The sequence below is a fragment of the Brevibacterium epidermidis NBRC 14811 genome, assembly GCF_001570805.1.
GTDB lineage: Bacteria > Actinomycetota > Actinomycetes > Actinomycetales > Brevibacteriaceae > Brevibacterium > Brevibacterium epidermidis.
This window is the reverse complement of sequence record NZ_BCSJ01000015.1, coordinates 1-25128: the sequence shown is the minus strand read 5'-3', so window position 1 is coordinate 25128 and position 25128 is coordinate 1. Positions and strand designations below refer to the sequence as shown.

Annotated in this window: 22 protein-coding genes; 13 read left to right on the top strand and 9 right to left on the bottom strand. The window is 63.6% G+C overall.

Annotation, left to right across the window (positions count from 1 at the left end):
* Positions 1-34: 34 nt before the first annotated feature.
* The 7 genes from BEP01S_RS11275 (at position 35) to BEP01S_RS11245 (ending at position 7859) form a co-directional block, all read left to right on the top strand.
* A complete protein-coding gene (locus BEP01S_RS11275) occupies positions 35-1489 on the top strand; it encodes an acylneuraminate cytidylyltransferase (RefSeq protein ID WP_083532726.1) in 1455 nt (484 codons plus the stop codon).
* Complete coding sequence (locus tag BEP01S_RS11270; RefSeq protein ID WP_062243298.1) at positions 1486-2373, top strand: N-acetylneuraminate synthase family protein; 888 nt, start codon at positions 1486-1488, stop codon at positions 2371-2373. Before BEP01S_RS11275 ends, BEP01S_RS11270 begins: the two co-directional genes overlap by 4 nt.
* Before the next feature lie 114 nt (positions 2374-2487).
* Complete coding sequence (locus BEP01S_RS11265; RefSeq protein WP_062243296.1) at positions 2488-3483, top strand: glycosyltransferase family 2 protein; 996 nt, start codon at positions 2488-2490, stop codon at positions 3481-3483.
* Positions 3480-4940 carry a polysialyltransferase family glycosyltransferase gene (locus BEP01S_RS11260; RefSeq protein WP_062243294.1) on the top strand — a complete coding sequence of 487 codons (1461 nt, stop codon included), beginning with the start codon at positions 3480-3482 and terminating at the stop codon, positions 4938-4940. Before BEP01S_RS11265 ends, BEP01S_RS11260 begins: the two co-directional genes overlap by 4 nt.
* Entirely contained in the window at positions 4937-5938 is a 1002-nt protein-coding gene (locus tag BEP01S_RS11255) for a polysialyltransferase family glycosyltransferase (RefSeq protein ID WP_062243292.1), read from the top strand. The genes BEP01S_RS11260 and BEP01S_RS11255 overlap by 4 nt, the downstream gene beginning before the upstream one ends.
* The gene (locus BEP01S_RS11250; RefSeq protein ID WP_244882201.1) at positions 5925-7367 is read left to right on the top strand and encodes a DUF6716 putative glycosyltransferase; all 1443 of its coding nucleotides are present in this window, start codon (positions 5925-5927) and stop codon (positions 7365-7367) included. The genes BEP01S_RS11255 and BEP01S_RS11250 overlap by 14 nt, the downstream gene beginning before the upstream one ends.
* Positions 7368-7619: 252 nt before the next feature.
* Positions 7620-7859 (top strand): hypothetical protein, encoded by a 240-nt coding sequence (locus BEP01S_RS11245; RefSeq protein WP_062243290.1) that lies wholly within the window; start codon positions 7620-7622, stop codon positions 7857-7859.
* Between the two features lie 36 nt (positions 7860-7895).
* On the opposite strand, the gene BEP01S_RS11240 is transcribed toward BEP01S_RS11245, so the two are convergent.
* Genes BEP01S_RS11240 through BEP01S_RS11230 form a run of 3 tightly spaced genes read right to left on the bottom strand, consistent with a single transcriptional unit; the run spans position 7896 to position 11095 of the window.
* Entirely contained in the window at positions 7896-8408 is a 513-nt protein-coding gene (locus BEP01S_RS11240) for a GtrA family protein (RefSeq protein WP_062243289.1), read from the bottom strand.
* Positions 8409-8429: 21 nt separating this feature from the next.
* A complete protein-coding gene (locus BEP01S_RS11235; RefSeq protein WP_157070559.1) occupies positions 8430-10028 on the bottom strand; it encodes a hypothetical protein in 1599 nt (532 codons plus the stop codon).
* On the bottom strand, positions 10025-11095 hold the full coding sequence (locus tag BEP01S_RS11230) for a glycosyltransferase (protein WP_083532674.1): 1071 nt from the start codon (positions 11093-11095) through the stop codon (positions 10025-10027). The genes BEP01S_RS11235 and BEP01S_RS11230 overlap by 4 nt, the downstream gene beginning before the upstream one ends.
* A 384-nt stretch (positions 11096-11479) precedes the next feature.
* On the opposite strand from BEP01S_RS11230, the gene BEP01S_RS11225 reads away from it, so the two are divergent.
* From BEP01S_RS11225 to BEP01S_RS11205, 5 genes are all read left to right on the top strand, one after another.
* Entirely contained in the window at positions 11480-12448 is a 969-nt protein-coding gene (locus BEP01S_RS11225) for a methionine ABC transporter ATP-binding protein (protein ID WP_062243282.1), read from the top strand.
* Positions 12448-13122: a methionine ABC transporter permease gene (locus BEP01S_RS11220; protein ID WP_039210016.1), complete on the top strand. Its 675-nt coding sequence runs from the start codon at positions 12448-12450 to the stop codon at positions 13120-13122. The genes BEP01S_RS11225 and BEP01S_RS11220 overlap by 1 nt, the downstream gene beginning before the upstream one ends.
* A gap of 65 nt (positions 13123-13187) precedes the next feature.
* Positions 13188-14024, top strand: coding sequence for a MetQ/NlpA family ABC transporter substrate-binding protein (locus tag BEP01S_RS11215; protein WP_062243279.1), 837 nt, complete (start codon positions 13188-13190; stop codon positions 14022-14024).
* Between the two features lie 219 nt (positions 14025-14243).
* On the top strand, positions 14244-15176 hold the full coding sequence (gene bla / locus BEP01S_RS11210; RefSeq protein ID WP_062243277.1) for a class A beta-lactamase: 933 nt from the start codon (positions 14244-14246) through the stop codon (positions 15174-15176).
* A 177-nt stretch (positions 15177-15353) separates the two neighbouring features.
* On the top strand, positions 15354-16130 hold the full coding sequence (locus BEP01S_RS11205) for an NAD(P)-binding domain-containing protein (RefSeq protein WP_062243274.1): 777 nt from the start codon (positions 15354-15356) through the stop codon (positions 16128-16130).
* Between the two features lie 75 nt (positions 16131-16205).
* Here the strand turns inward: BEP01S_RS11205 and BEP01S_RS11200 are convergent, their stop codons facing one another.
* The 6 genes from BEP01S_RS11200 to galE form a co-directional block, all read right to left on the bottom strand.
* Positions 16206-17912, bottom strand: a complete 1707-nt coding sequence (locus BEP01S_RS11200) for a formate--tetrahydrofolate ligase (protein WP_062243272.1) — start codon at positions 17910-17912, stop codon at positions 16206-16208.
* 136 nt (positions 17913-18048) lie between these two features.
* On the bottom strand, positions 18049-19296 hold the full coding sequence (locus BEP01S_RS11195) for a pyridoxal phosphate-dependent decarboxylase family protein (protein WP_167348277.1): 1248 nt from the start codon (positions 19294-19296) through the stop codon (positions 18049-18051).
* On the bottom strand, positions 19233-19499 hold the full coding sequence (locus tag BEP01S_RS16935) for a hypothetical protein (protein ID WP_062243265.1): 267 nt from the start codon (positions 19497-19499) through the stop codon (positions 19233-19235). Before BEP01S_RS16935 ends, BEP01S_RS11195 begins: the two co-directional genes overlap by 64 nt.
* On the bottom strand, positions 19496-20080 hold the full coding sequence (locus tag BEP01S_RS11185) for a helix-turn-helix domain-containing protein (protein ID WP_062243262.1): 585 nt from the start codon (positions 20078-20080) through the stop codon (positions 19496-19498). The genes BEP01S_RS16935 and BEP01S_RS11185 overlap by 4 nt, the downstream gene beginning before the upstream one ends.
* Positions 20081-20191: 111 nt before the next feature.
* The gene (locus BEP01S_RS11180) at positions 20192-21331 is read right to left on the bottom strand and encodes an FAD-dependent oxidoreductase (RefSeq protein WP_062243259.1); all 1140 of its coding nucleotides are present in this window, start codon (positions 21329-21331) and stop codon (positions 20192-20194) included.
* Complete coding sequence (gene galE, locus BEP01S_RS11175; protein WP_062243257.1) at positions 21328-22311, bottom strand: UDP-glucose 4-epimerase GalE; 984 nt, start codon at positions 22309-22311, stop codon at positions 21328-21330. The genes BEP01S_RS11180 and galE overlap by 4 nt, the downstream gene beginning before the upstream one ends.
* Before the next feature lie 530 nt (positions 22312-22841).
* On the opposite strand from galE, the gene BEP01S_RS11170 reads away from it, so the two are divergent.
* Positions 22842-25128 (top strand): choice-of-anchor G family protein (locus BEP01S_RS11170; protein WP_062243254.1); only part of this gene is annotated, 2287 nt, incomplete at its 3' end.

Below are 25128 nucleotides of genomic sequence, written 5' to 3'. Positions count from 1 at the left end.
CTACGAGCCCAACGCAACCGAGTTTCAGTCGGAAATGAAGCCGGATGCGCGCACCACCGTGGCCGCGAACCAGGCGGCAGAAAGCACCACCGCATCAACCAGCACCACCTCCCCCACTCCCCACCGCACCGTCGCGATCATCCCCGCGCGCGGAGGATCCAAGGGCATCCCGCTGAAGAACCTGCAGAAGGTCGCCGGAATCTCCCTGCTTGCCCGCGCCATCAATGCCGCCCAGGCCAGCCCCAGCATCGACCGCGTGATCGTCTCGACCGACCACGACGGAATCGCAGCCGAAGCCCTGCGCGCCGGCGCCGAAGTGGCCCACCGCCCCGCCGAGATCGCCGGCGACACCGCCACCAGCGAATCCGCTCTCATCCACACACTGTCGACCCTCGATGAGGACTTCGACATCACCGTGTTCATGCAGTGCACCTCCCCCTTCATCGACTCCGCCTCGATCGAGAACGCCGTGCGCACGGTCCGTGACGACAACGCCGATGTCGTCTTCTCCGCCGTCGAAGACCATTCCTTCCTGTGGCGCCTCGACGACGACACCCAGGCCGTGGCCGTCGGGCACGAAGCCAGCTTCCGGCCGCGCCGCCAGGACCGCGCCAAGCACTTCAACGAAACCGGCGCGTTCTACGTCATGCGCACCTCCGGCCTCATCGAGCACGAGCACCGCTTCTTCGGCCGCATCGGCATCGAAGAGGTCCCGCCCGAGCACGCCCGCGAGATCGACGACATGTCCGACCTCACCCTCGTCCGCGCCATCGCCTCGACGCAGGAGACCGCGCAGGTCATCGACGTCGACGCCCTCGTCACCGACTTCGACGGCGTCCACACCGACGACGGCGCCTACGTCGACGAGGACGGAAACGAACAGGTCCGCGTCCACCGCGGCGACGGCATGGGCATCTCCCGACTCGTGAAGTCCGGCGTGCCCGTGATGATCCTGTCGAAGGAACGCAACCCCGTCGTGACCCGCCGTGCGGAGAAGCTGCGCGTCGACGTTGCCCAGGGCATCGACAACAAGGCCAGCATCCTCGACGCATGGATCACCGCCAACGACCTCGACCCGGCCCGAGTCGCCTACGTCGGCAACGACATCAACGACCTCGAGGCCTTCGACGTCGTCGGCTGGCCCATCGCCGTCGCCGACGCCCACCCGCGCGTCCTCGCCGCCGCCCGCGTCATCCTCGACAGGCCAGGCGGACGGGGTGCGGTGCGTGAGGTCTGCGACCTCATTCCCATCCCCGCCGAGGCGGCCGAACCCCTGCCGAATCCGACCCTGACCTCACTGCGGTCGCCCACCGGACACCCATCGACCTTGGCAGGGCACCAGTCAGGACGCCCGGCCGGCCACCAGTCGGCGGCCCTGTCCGGCCACGCGTCCGCCTTCCCCGACCAGCGACCATCCGTCCCGCGGCACCAGCCGCAGTTCACCAACCGCGCGGAGATTTCGCGTGCCAACCGAAAGCAGGTTTCATGACTGATCAACTCGCCCCCGTGGCCATCGGAGAGCACCTCGTCGGCCCGAACCAGCCCGTGTACATGATCGGTGAGATCGGCATCAACCACAACGGCGACGTCGACATCGCCAAGCAGCTCATGGATGTCGCCGTCACCGCCGGTGCGCAGGCAGTGAAGTTCCAGAAGCGCAACCCCGAGGTGGCCGTTCCCGAACACCAGAAGTCGAAGATGCGCTCGACCCCGTGGGGCGAGATGACCTACATCGACTACAAGCACCGCGTCGAGTTCGGCATTGACGAATACTCCGAGATCGACCGCTACGCCAAGGAAGTCGGACTCCAGTGGTTCGCGTCCCCATGGGACACCGACTCCGTCGACTTCCTCGAGAACGAATTCGATGCGCTCACCTACAAGGTGGCCTCGGCCTCACTGACGGACTTCGAGCTGCTGCGCGCGATCGCCGCCACCGGCAAGCCCGTCCTGTGCTCCTCGGGCATGTCCGATTGGGAGACCCTGGATCGTGCCGTCGAGGTCTTCGACCGCGACAAGCTCGTGCTCATGCACGCCACCTCGACCTACCCGCTGCCGCCCGAAGAGGTCAACCTCAAGGCCATCCCGGCCATGCGCGAACGCTACGGTGTTCCCGTCGGCTACTCCGGCCACGAGCTCGGCCTCGAGATCTCGTTCGCCGCAGCCGCACTGGGTGCTGTGACCATCGAACGCCACATCACCCTCGACTCCTCCATGTGGGGATCCGACCAGTCCGCGTCGATGGAACCGCGCGAATTCGCCTCCCTCGTCAAGGGCGTCCGCGTCCTCGAAACCGCATTCGGCGACGGAGTCAAGCGCGTCATGCCGGGCGAGGAATCGAAGATCGATTCCCTGCGCAAGGTCACGGCCTGAGCAATCGGCTGAGCCACCTCGGCGAGGATTTTCTGCGCCGAGGTGGCTCTTCCATGTCCGATCCACTGATCTTCTGGTGGACCAACCCATGACCGCAATCTTCGGAGAAGGCCCGTGACCGATTTCGACCTGAGCATCATCATTCCCGCAAAAGATGGTGCCCCCTACCTGAGCACGCTGTTCCGTTCGCTGAGGCAGCAGGGCCCCGTCTGGGACCGCACTCAGCTGATCTTCGTCAATGACGGATCAAGTGATGAGACGCCGGAGCTGCTCGATGAGTTCAGCACTTGGTTCCCTCATTTCGAGGTCCTCACCAACCCGGAGGCGACGGGACTTGCCAATGCCCGAAACAAGGGCCTGGCATCTGCCCGGGGAGAGCACATCATCTTCCTCGATGGGGACGACTGGTTGGCCCCGGGGCATCTGTCCTCGATGCTTGCCGCAGCCCATAGGCTCGGAGTCGATTTCATCCGCTGTGACCATACGACGGTCGAGGGGACCAAGCGGGTGCGCAAACTCGCGCCGATGTCGGTCCGAGACGTGCCATTGGATCCCAAGGTGGGGATCCTGCCCGTCTACGAATCGACGATGGTCGACTATCCGTTCGCCTGGGCCGGCATCTTCCACCGGCGAGTGCTCGAACAGGGGATCCTCCATTTCCCGGAGAACTTCATGACTGCCGAAGACCGGTCCTGGATCTGGCGGCTGCACCTGCAGGCCGAGTCCTTCGCCGTCGTCGATGCTCCAGGGATCCTCTATCGAAGAGGGATGGCGGGCTCTCTGTCGCGCATCGTCGACATTCGACAGCTGGATTTCATCCGCGCATTCGGACAGATCTTCGATCTCGTCGCTGCCGAGCCGGACGCCGACCGACTGTGGCCGAAGGCGATCCGCAACTGGTTGGCAATCCTCGACCATCAGATCAATCGTTTCGCAGCGTCGCCGGCGTCCCTGCGAAACCAGTTGCGAAGGGGTGCACGAACGATTTCGGCGAAGATTCCGCCAGAGTATCTGCGTGAGGAATTCGTTCTGCAGAAACAGGGACGACAGCTCAACGTCAGCAGCTACCTCAATGACGCACCTTCGTTAATGCTGGAGATGGTGAAGTGAAACAGATCTTTCTGGCCTCGACCCTGTTCGAACTCGTCTGCTTGGCGGCAGGAATCGATGGCGGTGACTACGACCGGCCGGCGGCTCCGGCGCTGATGGGAACCGATGGATTCGCGCCCGAGGACACCCCGGCTCCGACCGAACGGATCCTGCTGGTCAGCAACAACGCCGTGGTCATGGAGCTCTCGGAATCCTTCGTCGATTCGCCGGGAGCCGCCTCGTTGATCGCCCGGTTCGATCGGGTCGTCAACCTCAATGAGGCGCTCGCGCCTCTGCACGTCCATCCTTCGTCATGGCGGCCCGATCATACGGATCTGCCGGTCGTGGAATCGTATCTGCGTGGCCGGTGGGGGTTGGACGATACCGACGAGATCGAACTCGTAATCGAATCACCCCAGGTCAACCCGGCCATTGCGCTTAGCCGAGTGTTCTCCCGCGCGACGATCAGGGTACATGCCGACGGACTGATGAGCTTCGGCCCGACCCGCAATCAGATTCCGCTGACGAACGGTCAGCGGATGTCCGTGCTGCATTACTTGCCACTGGTGCCGGGAATCTCGCCGAAGCTGCTCCGCGAGTTCGGAATCGTCCACCGCCCACTGGGTGTCGAGTCGTTCACCGGTGTGGTGCGCGAGCTCGGCGAGCATTCGGCCGAAGCGCTGGAGGACGAGCTGGGAGGGGTTCTCAGCGCCGCGCCGTCGAGCAATCGTCCGTGGGCACTGGTCGTCGGCCAGTATCTGTCGGCGCTCGGACTCATCACTTCTGAGGAAGAGACGCAGCTGCACATCGACATGATCGAGGCCGCCGCTGCGCGCGGAATGGAAGTCGTCGTGTTCAAACCGCACCCGGCCGCTCCTCCCTCGCAGACAGGACCACTGTTCGAGGCGGCACAGAGACTCCGGATCACTCTGCAGCTTTTCGACCTGCCCGTCATGGCCGAGGTCATCATCGATCGTCTGGCTCCCGACCTCATCGTCGGCGGGTTCTCCACCGCACTGATGACTGCTCGCCAGATCTATCAGGTACCTGCCCTGGCTGTGGGTACGGATCTGCTGCTCGAAGCCATCGCTCCTTATCAGAACAGCAATCGCATCCCATTGACGATCATCTCCGAGATCTGCGACGGCAGCGCCCCGGACAAGACCGACGCGCATCCGCAGCTGGGGCGTCTGCTCGCAGCCGTCTCTTACTGCATGGCACCGACGCTGTCGCACGATCTGCGTGACGCGGCAACAGACTTCCTCACAGAGGTCTTCGAGGTCAGCACAGGCCGCGGCGAGTCAGCTGACCGATTCAGTCGCTATTTCAAACGCCGACGCCTCACCGCGCTCGCTCTGCCGGGCAGCACGTCGAAGGCGTTTGCTCCGAAGCGGATGATCAAACGATCGGGAACGCTCGTGATCAAAGCGGTGGCAAGAAAACAACAACGCATCATGAAACGGATCCAACAGCGGTGACACCGAAGAAGAAGCGCCGGAGCGCCGTCGCTTTCGTCGAATCCCCACTGCAGTTCCTTTCGGCGCTCGAATCACATGAGCCGACGGAGGATCTGCTCATTCGGGCCCGGGCAAGCGCGAAAGGCATGACGTCCTTCCTCGATGCCTTCGATCCGGCCTGGTTGCCGAAGAATGTCCGCCTCGAGCGAGATGGGGCGAAACCGGGAGTGTTGCGGAAGACGAACTTCGACCGGATCTACCTCGGCGATGCCTGCTCCGGTCAGGTGCACAGAGCCTTGGCGCTGGCATACCTGGAACGTCGTCTGCCGGAGGTCGTCATTCTCGATGACGGTCTGGCCACGTACTCTGCGATCGAGATCCTCACCGCCAAGCGCGGTCCCCTCGTCCGTCCCCGGCAGAAGCTCAAAGCTTCGCGCACGGTCATGGCCGCTCACGTCGCCGACCGGCTTCGCCACCTCGCCACTGTGGGCAAGCTGCGCTGGCACACGGCGCTGCCGGTGGCGAAGCCGCTGCGCAAGGCGTTCCTCAAGTCCGGTGGCGAAATCACCCGCCACCGGTTCGAACACCTGCAGACTCTGCCCACCGGCGGCAGCCACCCGCGGGACAACCCGGTCATCGGTTCGTCCCTGGCCGCCGACGGGCTCATCGACGCCTTCGCCTACCGGGCGTGGGTCGATGACATCATCGACACTCACGGATCGATCACCTATTACCCGCATCGGCGTGAGACGGAGGAGTTCCTCGCCGATCTCGCCCAGGACGAGCGCGTCAGGATCAAACATCTCGGCCTGCCCATCGAGCTGCGTCTGATCAACCTGCCGCCGGATTCGACGATCCGCAGCCTGCCGTCGACGGCGGCGGTGTCCCTGGCCGTACTCAATCCGGATGTGACCATCGATGTCACCGAGATCCCCGCGAAGTGGTGGACCGGCGCCTCACCCGATAGTCTGCGAAAGTCCCTCAACGCCCAGTCAGTCAAGGCAGATGACGATTCCTGAACCAGGCGATCCCCACTACAGCGGGCCGATCATGCCGACGCCCCTCTCCGACGCACCGCCTCGGCCCTCACATCTGACCGAGCGCACTCGCGCGGACGGTCAGTCGTCGCAGTCGAACTTCCCGGACGGTCCGGTGCTCCCGCCGCGGCGGTCGACCGGGCTCGACCCCATCCGCATCCTCTCGATTTCCGACAGCGAGTCGTACCTCAAGTGGGCGACCCAGCTTCTGTCGTCCCTGCCCGACGTCGAGGGACGCGTGTTCCTCGTCGACAATCCGATTCTGCCGACAGATGAGCAGATCGCCAGCGCCGTCGCCGGCACCGACTGGGAACACCGAGAGGTCCCCGTCATCGCGCGGGCCGACCTCGCGCAGGTCATCGCCGATCACTCCCCCGATATCGTCCTCGGCGCCGCCACCGGCCCGATCGTCGCCCAGGTCTTCCTCACCGCGCACACCCGCACGGACCGTCCGGCCCTGATCTCGGGGCTGCCCGGAATGGGTCTGCCTGCCAGCGGCAAGGGGATGAACTATCGCCGGCTAATGGATGCGTTCATCGCCCATTCCTCCGCCGAGGTTGCCGCGTACACCGAGGCGAGCGCACGATCGCAGGTGCCCTGCGAAGTTCTGTTGGCGCGCCTGCCGATGCTGCGTTCGGAAAGCATTCCGCAACTCGCGGCACCAGCGGAATCCCTCGCCGAGGCGCCCCCACCATCCGACGCCGCCGCGCCGTCCTCGGCGGGTGCCGCACGAACCGGTGCCCCTGCGGCCCCACGCACTCTGCTCTTCGCCCCGCAGGCGAAGGTTCCTGCCGAGCGAGCCGACCGTGAGGCGATCATCGCGGCACTGGCCGAGTTCGCCGACCGGCACCCGGATTCGACGGCGGTCATCAAGATGCGGTCGCGTCCCGGTGAGTTCGAAACCCATCACGAACAGCACTCCTACTTCGAGATCCTCGACGACTTCCGCACCCGCAGAGTGCCTGGAGCGAACCGCATCGAGCTCGGGTATGGTCCTCTCAGCGACTTCCTCACCGACGGCTCGGCCTTGGTCACTGTGTCCTCGACTGCGGCCCTCGAATCCATCGATCGGGGCATTCCGACCCTGCTCGTCTCGGACTTCGGCTTCAACGCCGAGCTGCTCAACGAGGTCTTCGCAGACTCCGGTGCCACCGGCACATTGGCCGAAGTCGCCGCCGGATCAATCGGATTCCCTGACCCGGAATGGCTGACCGAGAACTACTTCCACGCGCAAGACGGACAGCTGCGCCGAGATCTGGGGCTGTTGGCCACCCGAGCACGGGCCGGTCAACTGCCGAACCGTCGGTCGGCACTGCTCAAGCAGAAGCGGATGCTCATCAGGGCCGAACTGCGCACCGTCACTCCGGCCCCCGTCGTCAGCGCCTACCGCAAGCTGCGCCGCACCCGCTGACGGCCAACCCCTGGCGCCCCGAGAATAGGTCACCAACGGACGTTCGGGTCCAAACATGGGTCAGCATCGGATACTTTTGGCGCCCGAGACTATCCGATGCTGACCTAGGTTCTGGGGTGAACAGCGCTTTTCGGAGCTCAGAACGCGATGGTTCGCCCAGCCGTTTCCGGGAGTCGGATGAGCAGCGGCCTGTAAGCTGATCGACCACACGACCGCACAGACAAAGCAGCGACCAAAAGGACACTGAATCCGATGACCGTCCCCAAGCCGATTGTGATCGCTCTGCTGTCTCTGTTCGGCGGCAGCGTTCTGACGATCCTCGCGATAGCCGCAGTCACGTTCTCCACCGAAGGCGGCGGATTCTCCGGTTCCGAGTGGCTTGTCGGACTCGGCTTTGCTGCTGCCGGCCTTGCGATGCTCTGTCCAGTGCTTCTTGCGGTACTGGCCGTGATGCACCGAATAGCTCGCAACCAGTCTTCGAACCCTCGTTAGTCCGATAAGCACGCCGGCGCTGTCGGCCGGTGGCGCTCAGCCCCGGTCGTCGGGGACCCGGCTCGATTCCTCCATGGGAACGACCACCTCGGCGTGGGGTGACTCGTCTTTGAACACCCAGGTGCGGTAGGCGTAGAAGCGGAAGATCATCGCCAGTCCGATGCCGATGATGTTCGTCGAGATGTTGTAGGTGAGCTGGTCGCGCATATCGAGCAGGTACCAAGTCACACCGAGCGGGATGACCGTGATGACCATGCCGGCGAGATTGACCGCGATGAACAGGACGATGCCGCGCATGTTCGAGTTCGTGGTCCGGTCGCCGTAGGTCCAGAGTCTGTTGCCGATCCACACGACGACCATCGACAGAATCGTCGAGATGATCTTCGACTTGATCGGGCTGCCCTCGAGGAGGGCGGGGATCGGACCGAATCCATAGGCCAATAGGTTCGACAGGCCGACGTCGACGATATAGCCGAGCCCGCCGACGGTGAGGAACTTGAAGGCTTCCACCGCCAGGCGCCGGAGACGGTCCGAAAATGACTCTTTCATAACTGCTACCAGTCTATGGCCCTAGGATTCGGACTTGCTGGATGCCGAGCCCGGCGGAGTGGCCGCGTCCCGGTCCGGGTCGGAACGGCCGTGTGCGGATCCGTTCTTGGTCGTGTCTGGGCGTCGCCGCCACATTGCAATCGCAAGTACGACGGCCGCAGTCAGTGCCAGAGCCGGCCAGAACGTATACCGGAAATGGTTCGCCGGTACGATCGGGAAATACCCGAAGATATAGCACAGCGCCGAGGCGGCCAGAGCGGTAATCTCGGGCCAGAACGACCGCGGCCGGTGGGCAGACGCGTTCAGTTCGCGACGGGTGCGGCTGTGCGATCGGTACCCGAGACCGAGCAGCAGAACGGCGACGAGGGCCCAGAACCAGGGCTTGAAGAGCATCGGGAAAGTTCCCAGCGCGAAGTCCTCGACATACGGCCGGACGATGTAGTCAGCCTTTGCGCTCCCTGCGGGCAAGCGTGCCTTCTGCGCATCACCATCCCAGTCGGCCTCCCAGTATTCGAGCTTCGAGGTGAAGAAGTAGGAGGAGTAGACCGATATCCGATATTCGATGTAGCTGACCGGATGAGTGACGACTTCGTTCAGCCACAGCGACTTCAGCTCATCCTGGTAGGCAATGGGACTGAATGCCTTCCCAGTCGTGCCTCTGCCGTAGCAGTTCCAGTAGGCGTCCCAGATCTCGCCTCTCTTCAGGCATTTGTCGCGCGCAGAACTGATGTGGTCCTTGAGCGCTCTGGGTGCGTCAGACGACTGCAGTCGAGATTCCGGCACGGAGAACATCACGTCGTCGAGTAAGATCTGTGAGATCTGGCCGGTCTTCGTCACTCCCATCTGCGAGTCGATGACCGCGTCGGTGACTTTGACGCCTCCGCCGATGAGTCCGAGCACGATCAGCGACGAAACCGCCGTCAGCAGAAAAGGGCGTCCTTTTATCGCGGAGTCTGTTGTCGGCTCTGAAGTCTCCGATGACGCGGAGCCTGCAGGCGTGGCAGAGTCTCCAGATCGTCCTCGCCGATGGCGCCACAGATGCACCAGGCACCACCCGCCATACACGGCGATCGGGACGACCGCGAACACCGCATTCTTGCGCACCCCCACCGCGTAGACGAGGAGGGCCAGCGTCGGAAGCCACAGCAGCCACGTCTTCGGAACCAAGCGGGTGATCATGATGAGGACGACGGCGAGCAGGATGGCCACGGCCATCTGCGAATCCTTCCACAGCGTCGTCATCTGGGAGACGACCCAGGGAGTGACCATGATGGTCGGACCCAAGAGCGACACCCACCTCGGCGCCCCAGATCGGTGGACGAGCACCCCGATCCCCCACGCGGCCGCGGCCAGCAGGCCGACCTGCACCATGAGCAGACTGCCCGGGTCTCCGGTGATGTCGATGAGGATTCGCCACACCGCGCTCATCACCGGCGCATGCCAATCGGAGTACGGGATCTTTCCGGTTGCCTGCAGGTACTGATTGGCGATATCGACGTTGACCCGACCGGGCCAGAACAGGCGCAGGAAGATAAACGACCATGCGACGGTGAAGAGAGCAAGCAGCAGGTCCCATGCCAACGGGGACGTCAGCCACCTGCGAATAGCAGAACGACTCATGAAGCGAAGCGTGCCCGCACCTGCCGGCTCGGCTTCATCCGTGCTGCGTCGGCAAAGATCTCTGCCTCCGGGGCTGAAAACTCTCGGTCCGCGGGAGCAGTCTGCTGCGGCGTCTGACGCTGCGTGACGGGTCGACCGGTCACCGCGGGCAAGCTGAGATAGACCAGGCGGGAGGTCTCACGACGGGCTCGGCGCAGACCGTCCAAAGTCAGGCCGACGCTGCCGAGCAGGAACGCCAGTCCCATGAGTGCAGTGGCGAGGATCGCGGTCGGGAACCTCGGTACGAGCCCGGTCTGCCAGAACTCCCACACCACAGGCAGTCCGAAGATCAGCGACAGTGTGGCAAGCAACAGAGTCAGCGTGCCATAGAACAGGCGGGGCCGTTCGTGTCGGACGAGCGCGGAGATGAGCCCGAGGATGCGGAACCCGTCCTTGAAGGTCGAAAGCTTCGACTCGCTTCCGTCGGGTCGGTCACGGAAGTCCACGGCCACCTCGGTGGTGGGAAGGCGCAGGGACATCGTGTGCACGGTCAGCTCGGTTTCGATCTCAAACCTACGGCTGATGGCGGGGAATGATTTGACGAAGCGGCGGGAGAACACGCGGTAGCCCGAGAGCATGTCGGAGACCTGCGAACCGAAGAGCCACCCGGTCAGCCGGTTGAACATCTTGTTCCCGGCCTCATGCCCGGGTCGGTAGGACGTGGTCTCCTGATTGTCTTGGCGAACTCCGAGCACGTGGTCGTACGGTCCGGAGATCAGGGTGTCGATCATGTCGGGCAGGTGGGCCGCCTCGTAGGTGTCGTCGCCGTCGATCATCACGTAGATGTCGGCATCGATGTCGGCGAAGGCGCGGCGGACGACGTTGCCCTTGCCGGGGACGTTCTCCTTGCGGACGATGGCGCCGGCTTCGGCGGCGCGCTGCGCGGTCCTGTCGCTCGAGCAGTTGTCGTAGACGTAGACCGTGATGCCCGGAACGGCGGCCTTGAGGTCGCCGACGACCTTGGCGACGGTGATCTCTTCGTTGTGGCAGGGAACGATCGCGGCGATCCTCGTCGTCTGCTCGTGCATTCACCGGTCCCGTCGTGGAGCTCATCCGCCCGCCGGGTGCTCCGGGCAGGCGGACCTGTCGATCATTCACAGGTACGCCCCGGACATGGACATCGGGTTACGTCGGAGGAAAATGCCGCTGGATTCTGCCCCGACTTCCCTTGCCGTTCACCGTTTCGTCATCTCTGCCTCCCCGAGGCGGTCAGCCACGTTCTACCTTTCAGCAGTGAGGCCTTCGTCACGATGGGCCGCCAATGCGTCCTTTTATGACATCCCGTGACGGCGCCGAGGCGCTTCCTTGTCATCCTGAATCGTCGGCCCTACTGGACCGTAGGCTGACCCATCCCCATTTTTCTGCCGTCCACCACCGTGTGCGGCATTCGTCAACCACACGAGGAGGCGCCTGTGATCGAACTGCGCGCGCTGCGGAAGGTGTTCGGAGAGACCGTCGCCCTGGAGGAGATCGATCTCTCGGTCCCTGCCGGAGAGATCCACGGCATCGTCGGACGCTCCGGCGCCGGCAAGTCCACGCTTATCCGCTGCCTGACCGGGCTCGAGTCCCCTACCTCCGGGACGGTGTCGATCGACGGTGTCGACCTCACGAACCAGTCCGGTTCAGGTCTGCGCGAGGCCCGTCGCAGCATCGGCATGGTCTTCCAGCACGTCAACCTCCTCGACTCGAGCACGGCGCTGAAGAACGTCGCCCACCCGCTCAAGATCGCCGGTGTCGGTAAGGCCGAACGTCTGGACAAGGCTCGTGAGCTCCTCGAGTTCGTCGGCCTCGGCGACCGTGTCGACAACTACCCCTCTCAGCTCTCGGGCGGTCAGAAGCAGCGCGTCGGCATCGCCCGCGCCCTTGCCGCCGAGCCGAAGGTGCTGCTGTGCGATGAGCCCACCTCGGCACTGGATGCGTCGACGACGGACCAGATCCTCGGTCTCATCCGCTCGCTGCGCGACCGTCTGGGCATCACCGTCCTCATCATCACTCACGAGATGTCCGTCATCCGCGAGATCTGCGACTCCGTGACACTGCTCGCCGATGGCCGTGTGGCCAAGACCGGGAAGCTCGCCGAGGTCATCTCCGAGCCCGGATCGGATCTGGCCAAGGACCTCGTCCCCCTGCCTCCGGTCAGCATCGATGACGGGGCGAGCCGCCTCGTCGAGGTGTCCCTGGCCGGAACCGATCTGCCCACCGTGCTCACCGCCGCGCGGAACGCCGGAGCAAGCGCCGAGGCGATCCTCGCGGGAGCCGTGGAGACGATCGAAGGCCGTCAGATCGGTCGGCTGCGCTTCTCCGTGGACTCGGTCGAACAGGCGAAAGAGCTGATCAGCGCTCTGAAAGCCGATGGCATCTATGCGGAGGAGGCTGCCTGATGAACGATCCCACATGGTTCGACAACCCGGCGATCACCGATCAGATGTGGCCGGCCACCATCGAGACTCTGCTTATGACCGCGTGGTCGACCGGGCTGGCTGTGCTCATCGGTCTGCCTCTGGGCGTCTGGCTGTTCACCGCTTCGAAGGGCGGGCTGAATTCGAACCCGGTCGTCTACCGGGTGCTTTCCTTCATCGTCGACGTCACTCGTTCGATCCCGTTCATCATCCTCATCATCGCGCTCATCCCCTTCGCACGATTCGTCGTCGGCTCGGCACTGGGCTGGCAGGCAACCGTGGTGTCGCTGACGATCGGTGCGATCCCCTTCTATGCCCGCCTCGTCGAGAACTCGCTGCGCGAGGTCTCCGAGGGCAAGATCGAAGCCGCGCTGATGATGGGGGCCTCGAACGGGCAGGTCATCCGCCAGGTCTACGTGCCCGAGGCTCTGCCCGGTCTCATCGGAGCAGCCACGGTCACCTCGGTGACGTTGGTGTCGTACACCGCGATGGCCGGCGCCGTGGGCGGTGGCGGTCTGGGTGCGCTGGCGATCTCGTACGGCTACCAGCGGTACCAGGCGGACACGATGATCGCCTGCATCATCGTCCTCGTCCTCATCGTCACGATCATCCAGTTCATCGGCGACCGGATGGCCCGCGTGGTCGACCACCGCTGAACCGCCTCGGCGAATCCCACCTCAACTGCACTCTTCACAACACAAAGATCACATCAAGGAGAATCATGAAGACCAAGCTCATTGCGATCGCGGCCAGCGCGACTCTGCTGCTCTCGGGCTGCGGACTCGTCGGCGGCGGCACGGATTCCGTCGGTGAGAAGGACGGCGACGTCACGAAGCTGACCGTGGGCGCGACCCCGGTTCCGCAGGGCGACATCCTGCGCTACGTCGATGAGAACCTCGCCGAGGACGCCGGCCTCGACATCGAGGTCACCGAGTACACGGACTACACGCTGCCGAACAAGGCGCTCAACGACGGTGACATCGACGCGAACTACTTCCAGCACAAGCCCTACCTCGACTCCGAGGTCGAAGGCCAGGGATACGAGATCACCGGCTTCAAGCCCATCAACCTCGAACCCTTCGCGCTGTTCTCGAACGACATCAAGGACGTGGGTGACATCCCGAAGAACGCGAAGATCGGCATCAACAACGACCCGTCGAACCAGGGTCGTGCGCTGAAGATGCTCGAAGACGCGAAGCTCATCACCCTCAAGGACGGCGTGGACGCGATCGACGCGAAGCTCTCCGACGTCGAGGAGAACCCGAAGAACGTGAAGTTCGTCGAGGCCGACGCCGCACAGCTGGCTCGCACCCTCGAAGACGTCGACGCATCGGTCATCAACGGCAACAATGCCCTCGAGGCCGGCCTGAACCCGGCCAAGGATGGCATCCTGCTGGAGAAGGCCGACGACAACCCGTACGGCAACTTCCTCGCTGTACGCACCGAAAACAAGGATGACGAGAACATCAAGAAGCTCGACGAGCTGCTCCACTCCCCCGAGGTGAAGAAGTTCATCGAGAAGAAGTGGGCCGACGGCTCCGTCCTCCCCTCCTTCTGACCCCAATTACTACCTGACGGCGGCTCAGATACCTCGCGCGAGGTATCTGGGCCGCCGTCGGGTTGTTTGAGCAGGGAAACATTGCTTGATTCGCGGAGAACCGCGAAGACGGAGGAGACTGGTCATTAGTGAGGTTCAAGGACGCGCCTGGGCCAGTTCGAGCCTCGTCCACGAAGACTGCCCATGTCGACTCCCACCGGGAGAGAACGGAACGTTTCGATGACCACGCGAACTCTGCAGCTTCTCGCTACGGCAACGTTGGCCGCTTTGGCAGTCAGCGGCTGCGCTCCCGGTGATGCTCAGCCCCCGGACGGCAGCGACTCCCACACCGAAGCTTCATCAAGTTCGGCAGATGCCTCCGACAACCAAAAGGTCGAAGACCAGCTCAAGAAACTCGAAGCTCGCTACGACGCGAGAGTCGGCGTCAGCGCGGTCGATACCGAGTCCGGCGAATCAGTTGACCACCGTGCAGACGAGCGCTTCGGCTTCGCTTCCTCTCTCAAGGTGTTCGCCGTCGCCGAACTCCTTGATCGCACGACGCCGAAAGAGCTTGAGAAGAACGTGACCTGGACTCAGGCCGATGTCGATGAGGCCGGATGGACACCGGTGACGGAGGAGCACGTCGACGACGGGCTGCCACTGGAAGATGTGGCCGAGAGCGGGCTGAGGGTCAGCGACAACCTGGCGATGAACATTGTGCTTGATGAGCTTGGCGGACCAGAGGCTCTCGACGACGCCATGGAGAAGGACGGTGACTCGACGACCGAGGTGACTGACGAAGAGCCGGAGCTCAACGACGTCGAAGAGGGTGACACGGACAACACCACCACCCCGGCCGCATTCACCGCCAACCTGCAGGACCTCCTCGATGCGAAGCGACTCTCGGACGATGATCGCAAGGTTCTCTTCGACTGGATGTCGGCGAACGAGACGGGAGACCCGCTCATCCGCGCGGGCGCGCCCGACGGCTGGGTCGTCAGAGACAAGTCGGGGCATTCGGATGCGATTCAGAACGACATCGCAGTGGTGACGCCTCCCGATCGCAAGCCCATCGTCCTATCCGTGATGACAGAGACCGATGACCCCGAATCGGAGGACGGGCCGGCCCTGGTCGCTGCCGTCGCCGAGGTGGTGCTTAACGAATTCGAGTGAAGCCGACCCGCTCGAATTACTACCTGACGGCGGCTCAGATACCTTGCGCGAAGTATCTGGGCCGCCGTCGGGTTGTTTGGACACGCGTCAGCTCGCCTCCCCTTCGAGGTCCGCGCACCCGGACCATTGAGTCGATGACAGAATGCGAACAGGAACAAGCCACTCGAGGAGGAGCACATGACACGCATTGGTTTCATCGGAGTCGGAGAGATCGCCTCGGCGATAGTCGAAGGGCTTGCTGGCAGTGAGGCGAAAGCCGACCTCCAGATCTTCCTCTCCCCACGCAATGCCGACCGTGCAGCGAAACTCAGTGAGTCCATCGAGTCTGCCACGGCCTGCCAGAGCAATCAGGATGTCGTCGACCACAGCGACCTCATCGTCCTCGCAGTTCTGCCGCAGCAGACTGACGCAGTCCTGGACGAACTCGACATCCCTGCAGAGAAGACCTTGGTCAGCGCCGTCGCCGGCGTTTCAACGGACACGCTCGACACCCATCTTCCGCAATCCCCTACGATCGTGCGCGTCATCCCGCTGCCCGCCGTCCGCGAGCGCAAGGGAGTGACCGCCGTGTTCCCGGCCAACGACGCGGTCGAAAACATGCTGAGCCACCTCGGCGGATCGGTGACCGCGGCCGATGAGACGATGTTCTCCACGCTCTCGGCCGTGACAGCGACAATGTCGGCGCACTTCGCGTTCCTGCAGACGATCACTGCATGGCTCGTCAATCGCGGTTGGGACCAGGCGGATGCCGATCATTTCATCCGCGGCCAGTTCGTCGGTCTCGGCACCACCCTCGCCCAGACCACCGACCCCATCGACGACCTCGTCGCCGCACACGAGACGCCGGGCGGCCTCAACGAAATGCTCAATAACGCGTGGATGGATGAGACCAACCGCGACTCTCTCGCAGCAGCTCTCGACGCCGTCTTCGATCGCGTCACGAAATCCGACTGACCCCTATTGCTACATGACGGCGGCTGAGCAACCTGGCGCCAGGTTGCTGAGCCGCCGTCGGGTAGTAATTAGAGGTCAGAAGAGGCCGGTGATGTTGCCGTCGTCGGTGACGTCGATCTTCAGCGCCGAGGGTTCGCGCGGCAGGCCCGGCATCGTCATGATGTCGCCGGCGATGACGACGATGAACCCGGCACCGGCCGACAGCCGCACGTCCTTGATCTCAATGATGTGATCGGTCGGCGCCCCGCGCAGGCTGGCGTCCGTCGACAGCGAGTACTGGGTCTTCGCGACGCACACTGGCGCATCGCCGTATCCTTCGTCCGTGAACTGACGCAGCTTCCGCTTCACCTTGGCCGGCAGGTCAATATCGGCTGCCTGGTAGATCCGCTGCGCGATGGTCCGGATCTTCTCCTCCAGAGGCGCCCCAAGCTCGTACGAATACCTCGCCGAGGCGGCCGGATCCTCCGGTGCCCCGCCCGCAGCCTCGACAACCGCCTCCGCCAGTGCCAAAGCACCCTTGCCGCCGTCGGCCCAGTGCGTGGACTCCACAGCCGCAACCCCAAGACCATCCAGGTGGTTGATCGCCGCGGCCATCTCCTCGTCGGTGTCCGTGGGGAACCGGTTGAAGCACACGACGGGCGTCAGTCCGTAGATCTCGCGCAGGTTCCGGCAGTGCAGCTCGAGGTTGCTCATGCCCTCCAGCACCGCACCAACATCAGCCGAGTTCACATCCTTCACGTCGACTCCCCCGTGGTACTTCAGGGCCCGCAGGGTCGCGACGACGACCACGGCCGAGGGCCAGATGCCCGCTGTCCGGCACTTGATGTCGAGGAACTTCTCGGCGCCGAGGTCCGCACCGAATCCAGCCTCGGTGACGACCCAGTCTCCCAGGGCCAGCCCGGCCTTCGTGGCGAGCAGGCTGTTGCACCCGTGCGCGATGTTCGCGAAAGGTCCACCATGGATGAATGCCGGGGAGTGCTCGAGCGTCTGCACGAGGTTCGGGGCCAGAGCATTGCGCAGCAGCGCGGTCATCGCCCCGGCAGCCCCAATATCGGCAACGGTGATCGGTTCGCGCCCACGGCTGTGCGCGAGCACGATCCGTCCCAGCCGTTCCTTGAGATCGGCCAACGAGGTGGACAGGCAGAACACGGCCATGACCTCGCTGGCGACGACGATGTCGAAGGCGTCCTCGCGGGGCACTCCCCCGTTGATTCCGCCGAGTCCGACGACGACCCCGCGCAGCGCACGATCGTTGAGGTCGACGACGCGACGGATGTGGATCCGCCGTGGGTCGACGTCGAGCTCGTTGCCGAAGTGGATGTGGTTATCGAGCATGGTCGCGGCGAGGTTGTTCGCCGCCGCGATGGCCGCGAAGTCGCCGGTGAAGTGGAGGTTGATGTCCTCCATCGGCACGACCTGCGCATATCCGCCGCCGGCCGCTCCGCCCTTCATCCCGAAGACCGGCCCCATGCTCGGCTCCCGCAGGGCGAGTACGGCCCGGCCGACCTCGGGTTTCGATCGGGCGAGTTCGTTGAGCCCGTCGGCCAGGCCGATGCTCGTCGTCGTCTTTCCCTCCCCCGCCGGGGTCGGGCTCATGGCGGTGACGAGGATGAGTCGTCCATCCTCGGCGCCGGCCGAAGCCTGGTCGAGGACGTCGATGGGGACCTTGGCCTTCGTCCAGCCGTGGGGGATGATGTCCTTCGATTCGAGACCGAGTCCGGCGGCGATGTCGACGATCGGATCGAGCTCGGCGCTGAGCGCAATATCCATATCAGTGGTCATAAGGCCATCATGCCGCTTATGGTCCGTTTTGTGACCACCGCCGCCCCGAGATTCTGCTCAATGTCCGCCGAGTCCCGTACACCGAAGCTTTCCCTCGCCGAGGTGGCCCTCCGTCCCAGCTCGCCCCGACTTCCCATCAAGCCGAGGAATCACCGGCCCGGCGGATGATCTCGATGACTTCGTCGATATCGCCGGTCGTCGTTCCCGGGTTGACGATGCAGGCCCGCAGCACCGTCCGACCGTTCACCGCAGACGGGGCGAGGAATGCGTCCCCTTCGGTCTGCAGGCTAGTGGCCAGCCGGGACTGATGGGCATCGAGGTCTTCCTCGGCGACGCCATCTGGGCGGTGGCGGAAGCACACGACCGAGAGTCCGGTGGCGACGATTTCGAAGTCCGTTGCTTCGTCGAGTCGAGCGGCGAGGTGATCGGCGACGGCGATGTCGCGGGCGATGAGTTCCCGGTAGCCGTTCCACCCGAGGTGCATGATCTGCGTCCAGACCTTGAGTGCTCGGAACGACCTCGTCTGCTCGAGGCCGTATTCGGAGAACCACACCGGTTCGTCCGGGGTCGGCTCCGAGCGCAGATAGCTCGGCACCAGGCTGAATGTCTCGCGTACGGCCCGGCCGTCACGGTAGAGAACCATGCCGACATCGACCGGGGAGTACAGCCATTTGTGGGCGTCGATGCCGACGCTGTCGGCCCGTGCCAGACCTTCACGCGCCTCGACCAGGTCGTCAAGCAGCATGACGGCCGGCCCACCGTAGGCCCCGTCGACGTGGAGCCAGACACCGGCCTCGGCACAGATGTCGGCGATCTCGCCGAGGGGATCGATGGCCCCGGTGTTGACGGTGCCGGCACTGGCGACCACGGCCAGAGGCACATGGCCGGCGGCGAGGTCGGAGGCGATCATCTCGCACAGCGCCACACAGTCCATCCGGGCCGCCTCGTCGACGGGGATCTCACGGATGCTGTCGGTGCCGAGACCCAACGATTCGACGGCCTTCGTCACGCAGGAGTGCGCCTCTGCGGTGGCGTAGACACGCACGGAAATGGCGCCGACCCCCTGCTTCCGGACGTCGATACCCGCTTTGGCGAAGGCACGCTGTCTGGCCGCCTGCAGTCCGAGCAGCGCAGCGGCCGAGCCGCCGCTGGTGAGCAGTCCGTGCGCGCCCTCGGCCCGGCTCCAACCGAGCAGTTCGAGGAACCACCGGATGACCTCGTGCTCGACGTGGACCGCGGCGTGGCGCCCTCCGGCGACGCTCGGGTCCAGGGCCGCGGCGATGAGGGAGGACGCGACACCGATCGGGTGGGGTGCCGAGTTCACCCACGCGAGGAATCGGGGGCTGCCGTTTCCGAAAGGGTACGGGGTGATGCGCTGGCGCACGGCGGCCAGGACTTCACCCTCGCTGCGGCCATCCTCGGGGCGGATTCCGTGGCGAATTCGGTGAGCGCGGACTCGGGAAGCACTCGTGTGACGGGCCCGTTCGCTGCGTCGTCGAAGATGTTCGCCGCGATGCGAGAGGCCTCGTCGAAGGTGGCGCGGAGGCGAGCATCGTTCCAGGTCCAGCCGGGTTCTGCGGGGTTCACTGCTCGTCTCCGTTCCCGTGGCTGCCCATGTCCATGACGAGGTAATACAGGCAGGTCTCGTCTGTTTCGTTGCGGAATTCGTGGTGCATCGTCCCTGGGAAGTAGATGCTGTCTCCGGCACCGAGCCTCTGCTCATTTCCGTCGAGGACAAGGGTGAGCTCACCGGTCTCGACGGCAATGTATTCGCGACTGCCGGATCCGTGCGGCGGGTAGGCACCGGCATCGGTGTGCGGTTCGATCTCGACGCGCATGAACTCGAAATCGAGGCCTGGCAACACCGGGTTGAGGACACGACGGTGCCAGCCGTCCTCGCCGATCACGGTCTGCTCACTGTGCCGCTGGCGGGCGATCTCTCCGGAGGCTTCGACGGCAAGCAATCGTGCACTCGTCGTGCCCAAGGCGCCTGCGAGGCGGTCGAGGGTGACGATGGTCGGCGTCCGACCGCCGCGTTCGACCTCGGAGATCATGCTGCGACTCACCCCGCTCGCCTGAGCAAGGCCATTGACGGAGAGCCCGCGCTCGACTCGCCGGTCCTTGATGCGCTCCCCGATGACTGCGGGGTCGACGGATGAATAGGTCATATTGTCCACTATAGTGACACCTTAAATCAGATGTCCACTATAGTGGTCAGGCTGCTATCGCCGAGGCCACCGTCCCCGTCACCGCCGCAGCAGGACGCCTCCGTCAGAGACCTACCGAGCGCCCACCCGGAAACGGTCCGGCACGTCGCCGCTACCCAATGCCAAATCGGCGGCGAACTCACCGAGCAGCGGCGCGAACTTCGCCCCGTGCCCCGAACAGGCCGAGACGATGACGAGGCCATCGATCTCGTCGATGACGAAGTCCTCGTTCGGAGTGTTCGTGAACAGGCACGTCGTCTCCGCGTACGGCTCCGGGACGAGCCCGGGCAGGTGCCGCTTCGCGTAGTCGATCATGCGACCTCGCATCACTTCGGTGATCTGACCGTCCTGGTCGAGTGCGGAGCCGATCACACGACCGCCGTTGAACTGGGCGAGTTTCTGTCCGGCGAATCCGGCATCCCGACCGCCAGGCAGCCCGTAGGTGAAGATCTCGGAGGACTTATGGATGAATGTCGGCCAGGGCGTGCGCGGCCGCCCGTCCGAGTCTGCGTCTCGGTAGGGCATATGGAAGGCCTGCTCCTGCCGAACCTCGAAACGCGGCAGAGCCGAGAGGAACCCGTCCGGAAGCCCAAGACCGCCGAGGAGGGCGGGCAGCCATCCGCCGGCGGCAACGATGACTCGGTCCCCCTCGACAACTGCTCCCGTCACCGAGGTGACGCTGAAGCCGCCCTCGGAACGTCGGGCCACCTCGGCGACCGTCCAATCGGTGAGTACCCGCGCGTGTCCGGTGGCCACGGCCAGGTCGAGGAAGGTGCTCACAGTGGTTTCGGCATCGATGACCCCGGCATCGGGATGGAAGAGCACCTCGGTGTCGAAGGCGAACTGGGGCCAGCGCTCGGCCGCCTGCGCCGGGTCGAGCACTTCGTGATCGACTCCGACGCCCTCGAAGATGCGGGTGAGTTCGGCGGTGTGCCGGACGTCGCCGTGGTCGACCGCACCGGTGACCGAAATGAGTTCGGTGCCGGATGCGGACTCGACCTCTGTCCAGAGTTCACGCGACCGGACGACGAGCTCGGTGTAGAGCCGGTCGGGGTAGGCGTAGCGAAAGATTCGGGCAGAGCCGTGGGAGCTGCCGAGGTCATTGGCGGGGGTGTGCCGTTCAAGGACGGTGACGTCTTCGCCGCGGGCGGTCAGCGCATAAGCGGTCGCGGCTCCGGCGAGGCCGGCGCCGATGACGATGTGGTGGGTCACCGGCCCATTCCTGCGGCGTCGACGGCGCTGCGGACGATCTCCTCGAGACCGAATTCGGCCTTCCAGCTCAGCAGTGCACCGATCCGGGAGACGTCGGCAACGAGTGCCGGCGGGTCTCCCGCACGACGCTCGCCCATTTCGGGGACGATGTCTCGGCCGGTCGCCTCGGCGATGGTGTCGATGACCTCCTTCACGGATGCTCCGGTGCCGGTGCCGACGTTGAACACGGTCTCCGTGGTGCCGCCGGCCTTCATGTAGTCGAGGGCGGCGATGTGGGCCTCGGCTAGGTCTTTGACGTGGACGTAGTCGCGGATGCAGGTGCCGTCGGGGGTGTCGTAGTCATCGCCGAAGATGACGGGAGCCCTCCCGTCGGCGAGGCGGCCGAGGACGATCGGGATGAGGTTCATGACTGCGGTGTCGGCGAGCTCGGGCCAGCCGGCTCCGGCGACGTTGAAGTAGCGCAGCTTCACGGCGTTGAACGTTGTTCCGCGCATCGTCGCGGCGGTAATGGCGTTGTCGATCATCCATTCGCCAATGAGCTTGGTCTGGCCGTACGGGTTGATCGGGCGACAGTCGAGATCTTCGGGGACCATGTCGACATCGGGCATGCCGTAGGTGGCCGCTGAGGAGGAGAAGACGAGCGAGGTGATGCCGGTGCGTTCGACGGCGGCGAGGATGTTCGTCAGTCCGCCGATGTTCTGCCGGTAGTACATGACCGGTTCCTCGACGGATTCGCCGACCTGCTTCTTCGCGGCGAAGTGGATGATCGAGTCGACCTTGTGCTCCTCGATGGCGGCGACGAGGCGGTCCTCGGCATCCGCGGCAGCGAGGTCGAGGTCGACGACGGGGAGTCCGTCGACGCGGGAGGCGATCCCTGTCGAGAAGTCGTCGACGACGAGGACGTCGTCACCGCGTTCGGTGAGCAGCCTCACCACGTGCGAACCGATGTAGCCTGCTCCGCCGGTCACGAGAACTGCCATGCGCCGAATGCTCCTTCGTGTGTCGTTCACCGCGTATCACGCGATTTCTGTGCTCAGATCGCGGGGCGATCCGTCGTCGATGTCAGCTTAGTCGAGGAAGCTAGGTCGCAGCTGTGGTGTCTGGTGCGGTCCCGTAAACGCCCTAGAGGTTGTGCCCTTACTTGTCACCGCTTGGTCACAGAGCAGCGGCGCGAAGAGGTTTCCGTGCCTCAAACCGTGACAATTCAGATCTTCTCAATGACTCAACTATGACTGTGGCACTTTTCTGACCTCTGTGTTCATCTGAATTCAATAAGCCTGCCACCTGCAAGTTCCTCTTATGAGTGCTACAGAGGATCCGCCCCGGCGCATCTTTGCAACGGGTCCTTGAATCTACCTGGGCGTAACTATAACGACGATGCAACTTTATCTGTGTTCAGATGATTACATTTTGATTACTCCGTAATGTTGTGAGAGATCTGCCAGGAAACTGCCTGTTTCCGTCCAGGCTGCGCTTGGGACTGATCAGGATCCGAACGATGTGGAGAACCATGAGAATACTGAGAGGCCGGCCTGGTACCGGCCGGAAGATTGCTGTGGGATCAGTTGCCGCAGCCACGGTGATCGGGCTGACGATGATGACGGTTTCACCGGCAAGTGCTGACAAGGTGAAACCAGACGAGCATGCAGAAGCATTCGCCCAGCTCATCGATGCCGACTTCATTGAAGCGGACCTACTCGATGTTTCGTCTGCTTACCGAAGCTACCCGATAGACAAAGATGAGACAGCAGACAACCAGGCACTCAACTTGGCGTTGCTCCAAGAACTCGGACTCACGCTTCCAAACATAGGGCTTCCCCTCATCTCTTCGGATGGCGAAGACGGTCTACTGAAAATCGGAAACGCAGGAGCGTTGAACTCCTACGCGGACGCACCCGGCCGGACTTCGGCAAGAGCCGGAACCGGAGCAGTCGACAAGAACGGCGCTCTTAATTTTGATCCCTCGAATCCCGCTGCCAGCGGGAACGCCAGCCTGGAATTGACTAGCCTCCTTGAACAGATTGATGCCGACGAACTCACGGACGACATCATCGATCAGCTCTCCATAGAGCTTGGCGCAATCGGGTCTACTGCGCAGGCCGCCGGTAGTAAGAACTACACCTCCGGTTACACCGTCGCCGACGCAAAATTGGACCTTTCCAGCCCTCTGCTTGGCGGTCTCGTCACCGATATCAATACTACTGTCGACGGCCTCGGAACCACCGTGCACGATGTACTCGGTGAGGAAGGTACAGCCAGCGGGGTATTGAGCGATCTTGATTTCGACGCATCAATCGGCGGCAAGCTTTTAGGTGTTAACGTCCGGAGCGGGACAATTGCTGTCGACGGAATCAATCAGGCGCTCGCTGGCGTGAAGGGCGAGGTCATCAATAAGCCTCTTGTCGACGAAAACGAGATCGTATCGATCGACCTTCAATACGGAACAGTCTCTGTCGACGTAGAAAAGGCCACCGGCGCAGATGACCTCAATGACCTGCCGGCCAACACTGAACTACTCAACGACGTCACAATTAACAATATTGTCGACGCCGTATCCGACGCTCTAGGACAAGTAACAACGCGCGTGACCGATGGCTTGGAAGAGGTCTTCAATAACGCGAAAGTCACTCTCGACCTCAAAGCTAATTTGAAAGTCGCAACCGTTTCGGCAGTCGGTGTCACGATTGCCGTTGATACTACAATCGGGCAACTGGTCGGCACCGACGACTCGGCACCGTCTCTCACGATTACTCCAGATGGAGGGGTCGGCTTGTTGCTGGATCTTCTACTCGGAGTCTTGGGAACAAGCGTCACTGAACTTGCCAACGACCTTGCGCTCGACCTCCTCGACGAGCTTACAAGCAATATAGGTGTACTTCTAGACGCTCTCGGCCCAGATCTCGAACCTACCCTTACGGGTCTCGTCAAACCGGTCATCACTGATCTCAGTGGAGTATTCGCGGCGATCAATAGCAAACTCGCAACTATCGTCATAAATGAACAGTCACCGCTTCCCAACGATTCTGTCGAAGGTGTTTCTGCTCAAGCATCGCCGCCTGATTCCAGCCAGGTTGTCGGCACTAACGGCCCCGGTTTTACGATCAGTGCAGTCAGCGTCGAGGTACTTCCCCAATCTGACGCTATCGATCTCAACCTCGCTTCGTCGTCCGTACGTGCTACCGAGAACGCTGCACCAGGCGACGCCAACACCAACGCATCTGCTTCTGCCTCGGCATCGGCGAATGCCGACAACAACCAAAATGCAGTTGCGCAGGCTGCCGCTCAGGCTGCAGCGATGGCCGATGAGACAGCCACAGCCTCTGCTGCAGCCGATGCGGATGCAACAGCTGCAGCCCAATCTGCAGCAAACGAAAATGCCTCAGAAGATGCATCGGCTGATGCGACCTCCGACCCCAATGCATCGTCTATTGCGGCGGCGCAAGCCGCAGCAGACCCCGAAGCAGAGTCTAACGACGATTCGAACGCAAGTGCTTCGGTAGCTTCTGATGCGAATTCAGCAGTAGCGTCCGAAGCCGCAGCAACCGCGAACTCCTCTACTAACGCATCTGCAGACGCAGCTACTAACCCAGATGCGGGAACCGATCCGGACGCTGGAACTGATCCAGATGCAGGGAACGACCCGGACGCTGGAACCGACCCTGATGCGGGCACGGACCCCGACGCGGGCACGGACCCTGATGCAGGCACGGACCCCGACGCCGGAACCGACCCGGACGCGGGCACGGACCCTGATGCGGGCACGGACCCCGACGCGGGCACGGACCCCGACGCGGGCA

Coding starts and splice junctions, on each gene's coding strand:
- BEP01S_RS11275 (WP_083532726.1), top strand. CDS start 35: ATGAAGCCGGATGCGCGCACCACCGTGGCCGCGAACCAGGCGGCAGAA.
- BEP01S_RS11270 (WP_062243298.1), top strand. CDS start 1,486: ATGACTGATCAACTCGCCCCCGTGGCCATCGGAGAGCACCTCGTCGGC.
- BEP01S_RS11250 (WP_244882201.1), top strand. CDS start 5,925: ATGACGATTCCTGAACCAGGCGATCCCCACTACAGCGGGCCGATCATG.
- BEP01S_RS11245 (WP_062243290.1), top strand. CDS start 7,620: ATGACCGTCCCCAAGCCGATTGTGATCGCTCTGCTGTCTCTGTTCGGC.
- BEP01S_RS11240 (WP_062243289.1), bottom strand. CDS start 8,408: ATGAAAGAGTCATTTTCGGACCGTCTCCGGCGCCTGGCGGTGGAAGCC.
- BEP01S_RS11235 (WP_157070559.1), bottom strand. CDS start 10,028: ATGAGTCGTTCTGCTATTCGCAGGTGGCTGACGTCCCCGTTGGCATGG.
- BEP01S_RS11230 (WP_083532674.1), bottom strand. CDS start 11,095: ATGCACGAGCAGACGACGAGGATCGCCGCGATCGTTCCCTGCCACAAC.
- BEP01S_RS11220 (WP_039210016.1), top strand. CDS start 12,448: ATGAACGATCCCACATGGTTCGACAACCCGGCGATCACCGATCAGATG.
- BEP01S_RS11215 (WP_062243279.1), top strand. CDS start 13,188: ATGAAGACCAAGCTCATTGCGATCGCGGCCAGCGCGACTCTGCTGCTC.
- bla (WP_062243277.1), top strand. CDS start 14,244: ATGACCACGCGAACTCTGCAGCTTCTCGCTACGGCAACGTTGGCCGCT.
- BEP01S_RS11205 (WP_062243274.1), top strand. CDS start 15,354: ATGACACGCATTGGTTTCATCGGAGTCGGAGAGATCGCCTCGGCGATA.
- BEP01S_RS11200 (WP_062243272.1), bottom strand. CDS start 17,912: ATGACCACTGATATGGATATTGCGCTCAGCGCCGAGCTCGATCCGATC.
- BEP01S_RS11185 (WP_062243262.1), bottom strand. CDS start 20,080: ATGACCTATTCATCCGTCGACCCCGCAGTCATCGGGGAGCGCATCAAG.
- galE (WP_062243257.1), bottom strand. CDS start 22,311: ATGGCAGTTCTCGTGACCGGCGGAGCAGGCTACATCGGTTCGCACGTG.